The following is a 13,997-nucleotide window of genomic DNA, read 5'->3' as shown; positions in this document are numbered from 1 at the left end:
CTGAATCTGTAGGCTTATTCAACTATAACGACTTTGGTTTTTGCCAGTTAAGCTATCAAGAAAGAATTCAGAATGAATTGGAATCCGATGGTTACTGAGTTTGTCGAAGTACTGGCGTAATGAATAAAGGGGTTTAAGACTCCGCTAAATATGTTTTCTTTTATGGTGTTTCTAGGTGGCGGGTTTGAATCCCCTACTATTTTGATTATGAGTCCTGAATTTTGACTCCTGAATTCTTCTTCAATCCAAAGATAAAGATAAATTTTTGATTTCTTACCTGAGTGTCAAATTCAGGATTGCTCGCGATCGCTAAATTAGCTTATGAATTGCAACTCGATGTCATTTATACCTATAGTTACCTCTCCAAAGGCACTGTACAAACCAGATATCAAGACTATATAATAAATTTTGTGCCCTTTGTTACAAATTTTTACATCAATAAATTATGAGAGAAACCAAAAAAGTATTAAGAAACGTAAATAACGTTAATATTAGTAAGCAAGTTTGAAATATGCCTCTCATTTATGTCAGACTCAAATTTACCAGGGACTGAGTTGTTCAAAACGGTTTTAGATCCGCTGCTAGAAGATTTTCAGCATTGGTTTACGCGATCGCGCCATTTACTCGAAACTGAGGAACTATCATTTATGAGTCACCAAGAGCAATCTGACTTGCTCTTGCGGGTTAAGCAAGCGCAGGATGAACTAAATACGGCGAAGATGCTATTTAATGCAACTGATAAACAAGTCGGGATTGATATGGCAACGTTAATGCCTTGGCATGAATTAGTAACAGAATGCTGGAATGTCGCAATGCGCTTTCGTCAAGGACGTGAAGTCTAAGCGCTAAATTTCGGCTGACAACTTAACGATGTCTTAAGACTTACTAAGGAAGCGTCTACGCAAGATGGTAAATCAGTCGTTAAAAAGATAGTAGAAAATTCTTAACAATTTCTTAACATTATCTGGATTAACAAAATAATGTATCCTATGCTACCGTAAGTGGAATAACGGTTGACAAATAGCTCCATATAAATGTAGGCGCATGAAGAGTGCGTAGAATACTCGTCTTAACTGTGAGTCACAGTATCGGCGAAACAAAGCGTTACAAAATAAAGTTTAAAAAATTCCTGTTCTGGAGGAAAATCCAATGTTACATCTGCTTTACATTCTTGCTTTTACAATCCTTGCATTTATAGCTGTTGGCAACTTAATCCGTAACCTGATTATGTTCAGTTTCGATCGGGAGCGAACTTACCCGACGAATTCCTCGCCAATGAATAACCAAGGCAACTATGGTTATTATTCATCAAAGAGACAATTTGTACCCCATCCAGAGTTATTAGATAGCGCTGGAAACTTAATTAAAGAGCCACTTTTGGTAATGCGTTCAATTAACGTTGAAGATGCGCGTCAACATCTCGATGCACTTTACGAAGCATCCCCAGGACATAAAAGAGATAATTCCGAAGAAGCATAAAAGTAGAGACGCGATTAATCGCGTCTGTTAGCAGTTTGGGTGTAAATGATTGTTGTTTTTACATCCTTAATTTTTTTAGTAGAAATTTATTCCCATCCTGAAATTTGAGGCGATCGCATCGCTAGGCTGGTAAGTTAACATTGTGTTGTCCACTTGGCGCAGGTTTAAGTTGCTATGAGTGACAAAGAAGCCGTTATTGAGTTGGTAAAACATTTACCCCAGGATGTAACCCTAAGAGAAATTGTTCAGAAAATTGAGTTTATTGCAGCTATACGGGAAGGGTTTGACCAGATTGACCAAGGGCAGGGGATTCCAATTGAGCAGGTTGAGCAGATAATGGATACATGGACTACCAAGTAATTCTCTCGCCAAAAGCAGTTGGAGATTTAGAGACTATCATTCGGTACATTGCTCAAGATAATCCTGAAGCTGCCAGAGAGCTTGGTAAGCGCTTATTAGCAAAAACGAAAGAACTAAGCCAATTTCCATTTAAGGGGCAAAAGGTTTCAGAATTTGATGAGCCGAACATTCGCCAGTTAATCCTAAAGCCGTATCGCATTATTTATCGGGTTGACGAAGCCAAAAAACAGGTGAGCATTGCAAGGTTCTGGCACGCATCAAGATTCAGTCCTGAATTGTAACTGTGAGTTTTTACAAGAAAACGTATTGACAACGTAAATACATCTTGCCTAGACTATGAGGTATGGATGTGTTTTTCGTGCTTAATGGTGTCACCTTCGTTTGGAACGAGGAGAAAGCTTGGATTAATCCTAGCAATCATGACGGCATAACATTTCAGCAAGCCGTAGAAGCTTTCTTCGATCCGTTTCTGGTGGTGATTGATGCAAGCCGAAATGATGAGGAGCGAGATGCTGTGATTGGCTTGGACAGACGATGGAATCTTTTATACGTCGTCTACATTGAGCGTGAAAACGACATGATTCGGATCATCTCGGCTCGGAAAGCGACGCGCAAGGAACGTGAATACTATGAAAGCTGAAGTTTTAAAAAAGCGACTCGATAAAAATCGTCCAATGACGACAATCACAATTCGCATTCCCGAAGATGTGATTGAAGATTTGAAGCGAGTAGCACCATTATTAGGGTTTTTTGGTTATCAGCCATTAGTTCGTGCTTACATCGGACAAGGACTTAGAGCAGATATTGAGCGACTTGAGGGTGATGCTGTTTCAACATTGATTGCAAGTCTGAAACGGCATGGTGTGAGTGATGAGATAATTCGTGAAGCACTCAGCGAAGTTACTGAGCGACGCAGCAACAGTTAGTAACGGTAGCATTCCTCTGTCATGAATAGCGGGAATTATCTGCTTGTGTTCGAGGTTACTAGCATAGAATAACCTGTGATCTATTATTTAAAAATGCATTGACCAGATTTGAGTTCATAGTAGATGGCCCACCAGTATCACAACAGACTCGTAAGCGTGGTAAGGGCAATCGGCTTGAAGATTGGAAAAAGACAGTGCTACAAGAGGCTAAAAAATACTGGTCTTCGCAACAAAAAACAGCTACTGGGTTGGTTATGCTCCAGATAACCTATTTCTATGATTCCGATAAAATGGATGTAGACAATATAGTGAAGCCTATTCAAGATGCAATTAAAGGATTAGCCTACGTCGATGATAATCAAGTAAGCGATCTCTTAGTTAGAAAGAGGAATTTGTCAAGTAACTTTAGAATAGAAAACATGACCTCGACATTGGCGGAAGGTTTTGCTCGTGGCAATGAGTTCTTATATATTGTCGTAATTGATGCTCCTAACCAGGAGGTAATTATTTGATGGAAACTCCAACCGCAAACTTAGAAAGAGAGCGATTGCTGAAACTAGCACAGGAGTATCGTGAAAAAGGTTACGAAGTTTTTTTTCATCCAAATCCAGAAGACTTGCCTGACTTCCTTAATCACTATCGCCCTGACATGATAGTACGTAGGGGAAAAGAAAATGTAGTTATTGAAGTTAAGTCACGCTCCTCACTTAACTCTTCTTCTAATCAATATTTAGGTAATTTAGCTCAAGCGGTAGAAAAACATCCTGATTGGAGATTTGAATTAGTAATGACCAACCCAGAGGATACAACGTATTCTCTGAAAGCAGAGACTTCTCTTCAAGAACATGAAATAGAATCACAGTTGCAAGTAGCAAAGCAACTTACAATGCAACATCCAGAATCAGCTATCCTATATTCTTGGTCTTTGGTAGAAGCAACTTTGAGACTTATTGCCCAAAAGGAAGAGCTAAGTTTAAAAAAATTTGATCCACGCTACTTAGTAAATAAATTAGTAACTGAAGGTGTAATTTCAAAATCCGAGTATCAGTTACTAATGAATGCACTCCCATTACGTAATTCTATTGCTCATGGCTTCAAAACTACACAAATTACGCAAAATTATGTATATGAATTGATCGAGCTTATAGAGCAGCTTTTAAGAACTCTGCACACTGGCGATGAAGCAGGCTAATACCAATTCACAATTCGCAATGGGCTTCGCCCCGCTACGCTAACGCAATTCGCAATTAAAAAACTTAGAGATACTTGCCTTTTAGGGTTTACATCTGTTTCATAATTTTAGTGAATTGGTATAACACTGGATTGTTGCAGTGGATGGCAGTGCGCGATGTCTACAACGGGCTATGCCTACGCACCAATCAGAAAAAAGGGAGTAGTAAATTAATTCCCTACTCCCTACTAGCTTTCTAAGCTTCGATAACTACCCGTAAATTGCCCCGTTTTTTCGCAACGCGACAAGCAGTCGTAGTCCCAGAACGCTCAAATTCCAAATCGAGGATGGTGGGGCCGACTCGCAAATTATGAAATGACAGGCGATTAATCGATTCTGGCAAAGCGGGGTCGATTATTCGCAAGCAATTATTTTGAGCATCAGGCACCAAGTTGACCATCATTTGCAGTAGTTGGAAAACACTACCCGTAGCCCAAGCTTGGGGAGTGCAAGCAACCGGATACTGCACAGGGGCATTATCACCGTTCCGTTCGTAGCCGCAGAAAAGTTCTGGAGGACGTTGATAGGGTTGTTGCTCAGTCATGTCAAATAAACCTTGGAATATTTCTAAGGCTTGATCGATAAGACCGAGCGATCGCAATCCCATTGCAATCAGAGCATTATCATGGGGCCAAACCGAACCAATGTGATAACCCATCGGATTATAAGCGGGTGACAAACTACTTAGAGTCCGAATGCCCCAACCATTAAACATATCTGGTGCCCGCAACCGTTCTGCTACACTATGAGCTTTTTCGTCTGTGAAGAGTCCCAAATGCAGACAATGACCAGGATTTGAGGTAATACTGTCTACTGGCTTGCCTTCTCCATCCAAAGCCAGAGCGCAGAAATCTTGATCTTCTACCCAAAAATCTTGATTAAACCGAACCTTAAGATTTCTCGCCTCTTCTTGCCAACGATCTGCCAAATCTAGCCGCTTCTTCATCCTAGCTATTTCTGCTAGGCGCATTTTTGCAGCATAGACGTAAGCTTGTACCTCACAAAGGGCAATTGGGCCGTTGGCTAATTCTCCCTTGCGGTCTACGATACAGTCGCCAGAGTCTTTCCAACCTTGGTTAGCAAGACCGCGTTTCGATGTACGGAAGTAGCTGAGGTAACTAGTTTGTTTGATATTGCGATCGATCCAATCCATTGCCGCTAGAGCATTGGGCCAAAGTTGCTCTAGGAGTTCTCCATCGTGAGTCCAAGCATAATGTTCGGCATAGAGCATCAGCCACAAGGGAGTGGCATCAACAGTACCGTAGTAAGGTGTATGGGGAATTTCTTGACAACGAGCCATTTCTCCCAAACGTAACTCGTGCAAAATCTTACCCGGTTCTTCTTCGCGCCATTCGTCGTCAATTTTACCTTGGTATGTCGCCAGTAATATCAGAGTTTCCTTGGCGATTTGCGAGTTTAACATCAGGGTTTGGGAAGCTGTAATCAACGAATCTCGCCCAAATAATGTCGAAAACCAAGGCACTCCAGCGGAAACAGTCTTATGCTTACCAAAAGATTGGCGCAACAAATACATATCTTGTTCAGCCTGCTCAATCACTCGATTGAAGGTACTCTTATCCGAGCTAATGCGGGTAATTTGTTGTACCCAGTTTTGCTCCTCCATCAATTCAGCAGCTTTTGCCTGTCCTAAGGTAGTGGCGGCGCTCACAGTAGAACTGGACTGGTTGTTTCTCAACATATTCACTCGGTAGCCCAGCTTTTGAGTTTCGTGAGAAGCCAACTCAAGCTGCCAAACCGCAGTGTAACCCTTGAAATTGTCTGGTTGGCGATACTGGAATAGAATCCGAGATTCCATCACCGAGCCATCCAGACCTTGATAGGCGAGTGTTAAGGATTCTTCCCTAGAGGTAGATGGCTCTTTAGGTATTGGTGCAACACCATCGACGTGAGAAAATGTTCCTTCCTCAGTCGTCGGTTCTACTAGACGTAAAAGCCGACCTCGTTTTTCTCTGTCATAGCCCCGGACTTCAAATAAATCTACAAAATCCGCATCAAAACTGATACTTAGTTCAAAATTGACAGTGGTTGTGCTGTAGTTAGATACTTCTATTTCTTCAAATAGTGCCCCATTCAGCACGATTTCTCGGCGAATTCCGATAGTCTCGGCTTTCAGGCGATCGTCGATTTTGGGGGTAGTACACAAAACTGAGAGTGAAAAACCTTTCTCAGCAGTACTACTGAGGAGTACAGGCGATCGCCCTTCAATTTGTAACTCCAAGCGATTCAGAAATCTCGTATCACAACAAAACAGTCCCATACTGGGATTGCCATCGTTGAGGGAACAGCCAGAAATATTCCCGATAGTATCTGTCACAAAAAATAAATCATCATCTTTAACCGTCAGTGTCGGTTGCGATCTTTCAGCCACAACACAAGGCCATTCCGGGATCGGTAATTGTTCGGCAGGAATAAAAGTTTTTCCATCCAGGAAAATTTTTTCCGGGGTCATGAGTGTATCCGGTGTCATTAGTCAAAGTTCCGTGTATGGGTCTATTTTTGAGTAGAAGTCTCTTACCCAAGAGGCAGAGGGGCAGAGGGGTAAAGAAGAAATACCTTCTTGCTTTGGGACAGAGCAGCTAAATTTATTTAGGTCGAAAAAAGTAAGATTTGTGTCAAGATACACAGTGCAAAAAAATAGTAGCGTATCGTATCATAGAGAGACAAAAGGTGCGGAAGTCCGGTCAGTTATCTCACCCTGCTTTTACAGCCCTTTTCAAGTAATTGAACTATAGCGTTTTCTAATCATATAAATTACATCATAGTCCCCTCCTTGTTTGCAGTGAGGGGGTTCTTATACCTCTACTCAAGCGAGAACCGCCATATACTAATCCTCACTGCCTATTCCCTGTCTTAGTCGTGGACTATGCAATCAATGATTCGTGATTATTAGTTAACACAGTAGTTAAAACCATACAATAATTAGTATTTTAGTATCTACTCCTGAAAGATTTTGCCTATGCAGGCACATAGCAAAGTTGGTCAAGAATGTATATTGGGCGTAGTAGGTTGTCAATCAACCAATTAAGTTGTATGTACCCCTCCTAGTTGGTAACGAAGTGTTGCGACTGCTTTGGCGAAAAGCGCTTTTTAGCGTTCTTTACATATTGCAGCTGTCTATTTAACTTGAGAGTCCCTTGGAATTTGTACAATGCAGCTGTGACGTGGATCTGATCGAGGTTGAGCGTTTAACAATAATTCATGAGCATTTCGACTTCTGTGCTGAGTGATCTGCTAAAGTCCCTACCCTACTTGCGGCCCCAGCTATATTTTAAGGCTTCATTAACGGCGCTCTCCCACGCGATGGAAGATCAAGTTTTGGCTGCGACTTTAGCGAAACCCCTTGTAATTGCTAGTTTTCAGCGAGAGAGATTTTACCGCCAAGAAGCTCATCGCTACCAGCGACTTGCTTTGCGAAGTAATCAAATATACGTATTATCTGCTCCAGAGACGGATTTCACCAACAGTTCGGAACACTACGAAAAAGTGGCTTTTGAGCCAACGGATGGTTTAAGTCAGGAGTGGCATTTGGTAGTGATTGCTGACAATTATGCTACTTGTCTGGTTTGCCGAGAAAACCTTGGTTCTCTTGCCAAAAACAACCAACTACCGGAACTAAGCCCTAATCTGGATATAGACACAGCTCGAAGATTTGAGGGAATTTGGACATCGGAAAGAGGAGCTAGCCTGAAAGCCGCCGAATTACTGTTAGATAGGGTTTTGGTTTACAGACCAGAACTGACAAATAAAATTCAAGAGGCACGTCAGAGGTTTGGCATCGGGGAGCCGCGAAACTACTCTGGAGCCGAACAGGTAAACGAGTATGCCTGTGATATTGATACAGATCCCTTTGTGCAGCGCTTAGTAACTTATTTGCAAGCTAGTCAGTACAAATTGCACAAAGCTTACCGTTCTATTGCTGCCCAGGCACGAAAAGAACGATTAGTCAACTCAATTAGTACTGCTATTCGGCGATCGCTAGATCCTCACGAAGTTCTCCAAGTGGCGGCACAAGAATTAGGGCAACACCTAGAAGCTTGTCGCTGTTTAATTTACCGCGCTCAAGCCACAGATAGCCAAGCCATAATTGAACACGAGTTTTTGACGCCTGGTGTTTTATCTGTTTGCGGTCAAACCTGGGAGTTAGAGAAAAATTCCCTATTTCGGGACATCGTAGAACAAGGCGAAGGTGTTTGTGTGAGCGATACGCTGAGTGACCCCCGCGTTACCAAATCGCCAGGACTTTCCACGATCGCCAAAAAGTTTGCCATTCGTTCTTGGCTGATGGAACCAGTATTCTATCAGGGGCGATTATTGGGGATTGTGGAGTTACATTACTGCCGAATGCCACCGCACGAGTGCCAACCTGGGGAATTGGATTTGGTAAAAGCGATCGCTACCCAAGTAGGAGCAGCTCTCATCCAAGCGGAGGCTTACGCTAACCTAGAAGAACTTAACCAGCAGCTAGAAGCCCTAGACCGCACTCGCAGCAACCTCATAGCCATAACTGGACACGAACTGCGTACTCCCCTATCCACAATTCAAGTGTGCCTGGAAAGTCTCGCTACCGAGCCGGATATGCCTTTGGAGTTGCAGCAGGTGATGCTCAACACCGCTCTTTCCGACTCAGAGCGGATGCGAAAACTGGTACAAGATTTTCTCACACTTTCCAACTTGGAAAGCGGCCGGGTGGAATGGCATCCAGAATCCCTCACCTTACAAGAATGTGTGGATTTAGCACTCAGCCGAAATCGCACGCGTTCCTCAATGGAAAAGCCGCCCCAAATCAAGACTCAAATTGCCGAAAACCTACCTTTAGTCAGAGCAGATGGTGATTGGCTAGTCGAGGTACTGGCAAAACTCATGGACAATGCTTTGAAATTTACGCCGCCCCAAGGAGAAATCACGATTAAAGCGATTTACAACAGCCGTCAAATGGTAGAGGTGACTGTAGCTGACACTGGACGCGGCATTGAACCAAATCGTTTAGAAGTAGTTTTTGACCGCTTCTATCAAGAAGAAGGAGCGCTGCGCCGCACTACTGGCGGCACTGGACTTGGTTTAGCAATTTGCCGTCAAATTGTTAATGGCTGGGGTGGGCAAATTTGGGCAGAGTCAACTGGTAAAGACCAGGGTAGCCAGTTTCACTTCACCATCCCGATTGTTCAGAATAGCCAAGAGGAAAAGCGGACAAAAGTCAAGAGTAAATAGGTATTAGTCCTTTGTCATTAGTCATTAGACTTCTTGCATAAATCAAAAAAAGAACCCCACCCCGCCTTTGACTTACGTCAAATTCTCCCCTCCCCGCAGGCGGGGAGNCCCCATGCCCAATGCCCCATGCCCCATCCCTAAGCAATTTATGGTATTCCCCGATTTCTCCGAATTTTCTCAACTAGCTCTACAAGGCAACTTCGTCCCGGTATATCAAGAATGGGTGGCAGATTTAGATACGCCCGTATCTGCTTGGTATAAAGTCTGTGCGGGTCAGCCTTATAGCTTTTTGTTGGAATCCATCGAAGGTGGGGAAAAGCTGGGACGCTATAGTTTAGTGGGCTGCGATCCGGTGTGGGTTTTGGAAGCAAGGGGCGATCGCACTACTCAGAAAAACCGCGATGGTTCGCAGGTGGTTTTTGCTGGCGACCCTTTTACAGCTTTAGCCGAATGTTTAGCACCTTATAAGCCAGTAAAATTACCACAGCTACCGCCAGGAATTGGCGGTTTGTTTGGGTTTTGGGGCTATGAATTGATCCAGTGGATTGAGCCGCGTGTGCCAATTTATCCACCAGATGAGCGAAATATCCCTGATGGGTTGTGGATGCAGGTAGACCACCTGTTGATTTTTGACCAGGTGAAGCGGAAAATTTGGGCGATCGCTTATGCTGATTTACGCGACCCGAATGTAGATTTGAAAGCAGCATATCAACAAGCTGGCGATCGCGTCACCCAAATGCTCGAAAAGCTATCTCTACCCCTATCGCCGGAAAAAACTCGATTGGAATGGAATCCGCCAGGGAGCAGGAGAGCAGGGGAGCAGGAGAGCAGCACTTCGGCTACGCTCAGTGACCGAGGCGCAGAGGAGTATAAGAGTAATTTTACCCGTCCTGATTTTTGTGCCAGCGTTGAGAAGGCGAAAGATTACATTAAAGCAGGTGATATTTTTCAAGTAGTAATTTCCCAGCGACTATCAACAACATACACAGGCGACCCTTTTGCCCTTTATCGGTCGCTACGTCAGATAAATCCTTCGCCTTACATGGCTTACTTTAACTTCCAAGATTGGCAAATTATCGGTTCCAGTCCTGAAGTGATGGTGAAAGCCGAAACCGATTCTGATGGTGGAGTAATAGCGACAGTACGCCCAATTGCTGGGACGCGTCCGCGAGGTAAAACTACTCAGGAAGATGCAGCCTTTGCTCAAGATTTACTCCAAGACCCCAAAGAAATTGCCGAACACGTGATGCTTGTGGATTTAGGGCGGAATGATTTGGGGCGTGTTTGTCAGAGTGGTAGCGTCAAAGTTGATGAGTTAATGGTGGTTGAGCGCTACTCCCATGTAATGCACATTGTTAGCAATGTTGTGGGTAAATTAGCAGTTGGTAAAACAGCATGGGATTTACTGAAAGCTAGCTTCCCAGCAGGTACGGTAAGCGGCGCACCCAAGATTAGGGCAATGGAAATTATCCACGAGTTAGAGTCTAGTCGTCGGGGTGTTTATTCTGGTGTGTATGGGTATTACGATTTTGAAGGACAATTAAATACTGCGATCGCAATTCGCACAATGGTAGTACACGATCGTACTGTCAGCGTACAGGCTGGTGCAGGCTTAGTAGCTGATTCTGAGCCAGAAAAAGAATACGAAGAGACGCTGAATAAAGCTAGAGGTCTATTAGAGGCGATTCGTTGTTTGCGTTGAAGTAGTGACTGAAGAAGGGAATAGGGTAAAGGTTAGAGGGTACAGATTATTCTCTGTAACCTGTCACCTCTCCCCTAACCCCAATCCCTTTTACTTTTTGTATAGTTCCTTTCGCATACAATTAATTGCACACTGGTTTTTGTTGCTTAATTGTAAAATCGGGCTTGATATAAGTACAGTAACAGTTCGATCTGCGGTATGAGCATCCAGACCAGACTTTAAAAGTTGATGTATCAATACCCTTCTATTTTGAATTACATAGGTTTTATTTTGAACAGCAAGATGTTTGGAAACAATTTGTGCTACTTCTAAGCCCACGTATCCACAATACCGTGACAAATTGGGAAGCTTTATAAATCCAATCAACATCAAACTTTTTCCAAAGCTAAACAGAGTTTTTTAAACTTAATTGAAAATTTAAAAGAAGTCCTGGTATCCAAATCCAAGACCTCTACTGAAGTTACTACACACTAGAAATGAACAAACTTACTCATCCTAATTGGCTGAAGTAAATCGCCCAAATAATTCCAGTTACTCCAATGGCAATTAAAAGGTTAGTGAAAAGTCTGCCAAACTCAATTTCTTGTCCCAGTCCTTTGTCATCTTGACCGACAGTAAAAAACAATGACCAGGCTTGATTTGCATTGATAATCTCAAAGTTGTTGAAAGCAGGTCTAAAAACAACGGGTCCAATCAAATCCTTTTTGGGATAATCAAAATCAGTTTTCATAAGTAAGTTTGCCTCTAAATTGCTTTATTCGTCAAGTAAAGAAAATTAAGAAATCTCAAAGTGTCTTCTTTAAAGGCTGGTTAGCCATCCAATCAAACCGTTTCCAGTGATAACTTCTACAGCTATGAGTGAAACAAAAGCAATCATTGCCAAACGCCCATTGAGTTTTTCGGCATATTTGGTGAATCCTATCTGCGGAGTTTCATCAACATAAACCTTGGGTTCAATCGCAAATCTGTTGAGTTTGCTGCGTTCGTTAATGGTAAAGCCTTTACTTGCCATTTTTGACTCTTTGTTTTTGCTCTCTGTAAACGAATATTAACTATTGTAAATATTTTGTGCAACTACTTGACATATAAATAAAGGTAGTGGGAACCGTACCAAGTGAGTAGGGTATTTCGGATTTGTACAAGAACTAGGCGTGTCTACAGTCGGCTCAATACAGTTCGGTTCAGGCAAGAGACGCGATGAATCGCCGTCAGGACGAAAGACTGATTATTGTAGAGACGGCGATTTATCGCTTTGTGATGATTTATCGCATCTTTAGCGATCTAGAATTTTCATCAAAAAATCTTAACCGAACCATATTGACAGTACCTGTGACGCTCGTGATGTTTGATAGCGAATAGGTACAGCTAAGGATTATGGAAATTTGATCCACACAAAAGTACCAATTGCATTAAATTGAACATCAGCAAAACTTATTTTTTGTATAAGCATAAATTATCAATATATAACTGAGAAGGTATTGCTTATTTGTAACGAACTTGTTATGTTTCTTTACATAAAGATACAAAAACAGCATCAATGCGTTAAACCACCGTTAATCAAGGCTTTCTAAATAACTATGCAGTTGAGGCTGCAATGTGCTTTGCCAAGTATCTAAACTCAACGGCAACAGCATCACTATGCCTTTATTAGAGCTATCTATGTCTACAACAGGCTTTCTAGTGATGCCAAAACTACTGAGTGCCTTTATTAACAATTGAACGCATTTCTCCTCGGTCTTTGCACATTTGATTTTTCACATTCGGTAGAACTGTAATTTTCTTTTTGGAATTTCTGCTATGTCTTTTACCATCCAGTCGGCTCAAAGTATTTTTCCCGGCACCCTAGTTGCTGACGTTGTTCCAACCGTCGTCGAATCATTCTCTAAGCTCAATGCTGAAGATCAACTAGCATTACTTTGGTTTGCTTATACCGAGATGGGTAGAAGTATTACAGTTGCAGCTCCTGGGGCAGCCAACATGATCCTTGCACAAGGCTTACTCGAACAAATTAAGCAGATGCCTTTTGAGGCTCAAACGCAAGTCATGTACGATTTGGCTAACCGTGCTGACACTCCTCTGTGCCGTTCTTATGCATCCTTCACCGTGAATATCAAGTTGGGCTTTTGGTATCAGTTAGGAGAATGGATGGCTCAGGGAATCGTTGCTCCAATCCCACCAGGTTACAAGCTTTCTCCTAAAGCTGCCGATGTGTTACAAGCCATCCGCAATGCAGATTCAGGTCAACAAATTACCATCCTACGTAATACCGTAATTAGCATGGGATTCGATCCGAATGCTCCTGGTAGTTACAAAAAAGTCTCAGAGCCGGTAGCTCCTCCCACTGCACCAGCATTTCGGACTAAAGTCACCATTGAGGGCATCAACAATCCTACGGTACTTGGCTATATCAACAATATGAATGCCAATGACTTTGATGCTGCGGTTTCTCTGTTTCGTTCCGAAGGTGCTTTGCAACCTCCCTTTGAAAGACCAATTGTTGGTCAAGACGCAATTCGCGCTTATATGCGTGAAGAATGCCAGGGATTGAAGATGCTCCCAGAGCGCGGCGTATCTGAGCCTGTAGAAGATGGCTATACCCAAGTTAAAGTTACAGGCAAAGTCCAAACCCCTTGGTTCGGTGCTAGTGTGGGCATGAATATTGCATGGCGCTTTTTGCTAGATCCCCAAGGCAAAATCTTCTTTGTAGCGATTGACTTGTTGGCTTCTCCTAAAGAACTGCTGAACCTAGTACGTAAATAGAGGGCTAGATTAGTTGCTGCTTAAGCGTGGATGAGGCGTAGCCCGTCGTAGACATCGCCACGCTTAACCCGGATTTCTCACGCATAGTGTAAGTAGAGGGGGAAGAGGAGTGTGGGGAGTGTGGGGAGTGTGGGGGGTAAGACTTCTTCCCCATCCTCCCACACCCCTTGGATTTCTCACAAGTGAGAAATCCAGGTTAAGCAAAAGAAACTGATAGCGCCTTACTTGGTATCTTAATGTTGCGATCGCTATTGAAAACAACCGATTCATCAGGGATCTTTTAAAAGATTGTTAAATAGTTTTAAGGTAA

The 13,997-nt window shown here is 42.8% G+C and carries 18 protein-coding genes; 13 read left to right on the top strand and 5 right to left on the bottom strand.

Going from position 1 to position 13,997, the window contains the following annotated elements:
• The first annotated feature begins 524 nt into the window (after nucleotides 1-524).
• From CDG76_RS28710 to CDG76_RS39235, 9 genes are all read left to right on the top strand, one after another.
• The gene (locus tag CDG76_RS28710; protein WP_094352260.1) at nucleotides 525-842 is read left to right on the top strand and encodes a DUF2605 domain-containing protein; all 318 of its coding nucleotides are present in this window, start codon (nucleotides 525-527) and stop codon (nucleotides 840-842) included.
• Between the two features lie 307 nt (nucleotides 843-1,149).
• On the top strand, nucleotides 1,150-1,479 hold the full coding sequence (locus CDG76_RS28705; RefSeq protein WP_094352259.1) for a DUF2973 domain-containing protein: 330 nt from the start codon (nucleotides 1,150-1,152) through the stop codon (nucleotides 1,477-1,479).
• A 174-nt stretch (nucleotides 1,480-1,653) separates the two neighbouring features.
• Entirely contained in the window at nucleotides 1,654-1,839 is a 186-nt protein-coding gene (locus CDG76_RS28700) for a hypothetical protein (protein ID WP_094352258.1), read from the top strand.
• Complete coding sequence (locus CDG76_RS28695) at nucleotides 1,824-2,120, top strand: type II toxin-antitoxin system RelE/ParE family toxin (RefSeq protein ID WP_094352257.1); 297 nt, start codon at nucleotides 1,824-1,826, stop codon at nucleotides 2,118-2,120. The genes CDG76_RS28700 and CDG76_RS28695 overlap by 16 nt, the downstream gene beginning before the upstream one ends.
• Before the next feature lie 62 nt (nucleotides 2,121-2,182).
• Nucleotides 2,183-2,479: a BrnT family toxin gene (locus tag CDG76_RS28690; protein WP_094352256.1), complete on the top strand. Its 297-nt coding sequence runs from the start codon at nucleotides 2,183-2,185 to the stop codon at nucleotides 2,477-2,479.
• Complete coding sequence (locus CDG76_RS28685; protein ID WP_094352255.1) at nucleotides 2,469-2,765, top strand: hypothetical protein; 297 nt, start codon at nucleotides 2,469-2,471, stop codon at nucleotides 2,763-2,765. Before CDG76_RS28690 ends, CDG76_RS28685 begins: the two co-directional genes overlap by 11 nt.
• A gap of 98 nt (nucleotides 2,766-2,863) precedes the next feature.
• On the top strand, nucleotides 2,864-3,277 hold the full coding sequence (locus tag CDG76_RS28680; RefSeq protein WP_094352254.1) for a RusA family crossover junction endodeoxyribonuclease: 414 nt from the start codon (nucleotides 2,864-2,866) through the stop codon (nucleotides 3,275-3,277).
• Nucleotides 3,277-3,957: a hypothetical protein gene (locus tag CDG76_RS28675; RefSeq protein ID WP_094352253.1), complete on the top strand. Its 681-nt coding sequence runs from the start codon at nucleotides 3,277-3,279 to the stop codon at nucleotides 3,955-3,957. The genes CDG76_RS28680 and CDG76_RS28675 overlap by 1 nt, the downstream gene beginning before the upstream one ends.
• A 110-nt stretch (nucleotides 3,958-4,067) precedes the next feature.
• Nucleotides 4,068-4,196, top strand: a complete 129-nt coding sequence (locus CDG76_RS39235) for a hypothetical protein (RefSeq protein ID WP_262984371.1) — start codon at nucleotides 4,068-4,070, stop codon at nucleotides 4,194-4,196.
• Here CDG76_RS39235 and CDG76_RS28670 read toward each other — a convergent pair.
• Complete coding sequence (locus CDG76_RS28670; protein WP_094352252.1) at nucleotides 4,193-6,484, bottom strand: amylo-alpha-1,6-glucosidase; 2,292 nt, start codon at nucleotides 6,482-6,484, stop codon at nucleotides 4,193-4,195. The genes CDG76_RS39235 and CDG76_RS28670 overlap by 4 nt on opposite strands.
• Before the next feature lie 731 nt (nucleotides 6,485-7,215).
• Here CDG76_RS28670 and CDG76_RS28665 point away from each other — a divergent pair.
• Together CDG76_RS28665 and trpE are read left to right on the top strand one after the other, a co-directional pair.
• Complete coding sequence (locus tag CDG76_RS28665; protein WP_094352251.1) at nucleotides 7,216-9,225, top strand: DICT sensory domain-containing protein; 2,010 nt, start codon at nucleotides 7,216-7,218, stop codon at nucleotides 9,223-9,225.
• 148 nt (nucleotides 9,226-9,373) lie between these two features.
• A complete protein-coding gene (gene trpE / locus CDG76_RS28660) occupies nucleotides 9,374-10,927 on the top strand; it encodes an anthranilate synthase component I (RefSeq protein WP_094352309.1) in 1,554 nt (517 codons plus the stop codon).
• 490 nt (nucleotides 10,928-11,417) lie between these two features.
• Here trpE and CDG76_RS28650 read toward each other — a convergent pair whose 3' ends face one another.
• Both CDG76_RS28650 and CDG76_RS28645 read right to left on the bottom strand, forming a co-directional pair.
• Nucleotides 11,418-11,657 (bottom strand): hypothetical protein, encoded by a 240-nt coding sequence (locus CDG76_RS28650; RefSeq protein WP_094352249.1) that lies wholly within the window; start codon nucleotides 11,655-11,657, stop codon nucleotides 11,418-11,420.
• Nucleotides 11,658-11,726: 69 nt separating this feature from the next.
• Nucleotides 11,727-11,939, bottom strand: a complete 213-nt coding sequence (locus tag CDG76_RS28645; RefSeq protein ID WP_094352248.1) for a chlorophyll a/b-binding protein — start codon at nucleotides 11,937-11,939, stop codon at nucleotides 11,727-11,729.
• Between the two features lie 185 nt (nucleotides 11,940-12,124).
• Here CDG76_RS28645 and CDG76_RS37785 point away from each other — a divergent pair, with 185 nt between their 5' ends.
• A complete protein-coding gene (locus CDG76_RS37785) occupies nucleotides 12,125-12,286 on the top strand; it encodes a hypothetical protein (RefSeq protein ID WP_190241014.1) in 162 nt (53 codons plus the stop codon).
• A 194-nt stretch (nucleotides 12,287-12,480) separates the two neighbouring features.
• On the opposite strand, the gene CDG76_RS37780 is transcribed toward CDG76_RS37785, so the two are convergent.
• A complete protein-coding gene (locus CDG76_RS37780) occupies nucleotides 12,481-12,642 on the bottom strand; it encodes a hypothetical protein (protein WP_190241013.1) in 162 nt (53 codons plus the stop codon).
• 82 nt (nucleotides 12,643-12,724) lie between these two features.
• On the opposite strand from CDG76_RS37780, the gene CDG76_RS28640 reads away from it, so the two are divergent.
• Entirely contained in the window at nucleotides 12,725-13,687 is a 963-nt protein-coding gene (locus CDG76_RS28640) for an orange carotenoid protein N-terminal domain-containing protein (protein WP_094352247.1), read from the top strand.
• A 63-nt stretch (nucleotides 13,688-13,750) separates the two neighbouring features.
• Here CDG76_RS28640 and CDG76_RS38690 read toward each other — a convergent pair whose 3' ends face one another.
• The gene (locus tag CDG76_RS38690) at nucleotides 13,751-13,957 is read right to left on the bottom strand and encodes a hypothetical protein (RefSeq protein ID WP_223265429.1); all 207 of its coding nucleotides are present in this window, start codon (nucleotides 13,955-13,957) and stop codon (nucleotides 13,751-13,753) included.
• Nucleotides 13,958-13,997 lie beyond the last annotated feature (40 nt).

Source organism: Nostoc sp. 'Peltigera membranacea cyanobiont' 210A, assembly GCF_002246015.1.
Taxonomy (GTDB): domain Bacteria; phylum Cyanobacteriota; class Cyanobacteriia; order Cyanobacteriales; family Nostocaceae; genus Nostoc.
The sequence above is the reverse complement of the archived record's forward strand: the minus strand, read 5'-3'. Positions and strand labels throughout refer to the sequence as shown.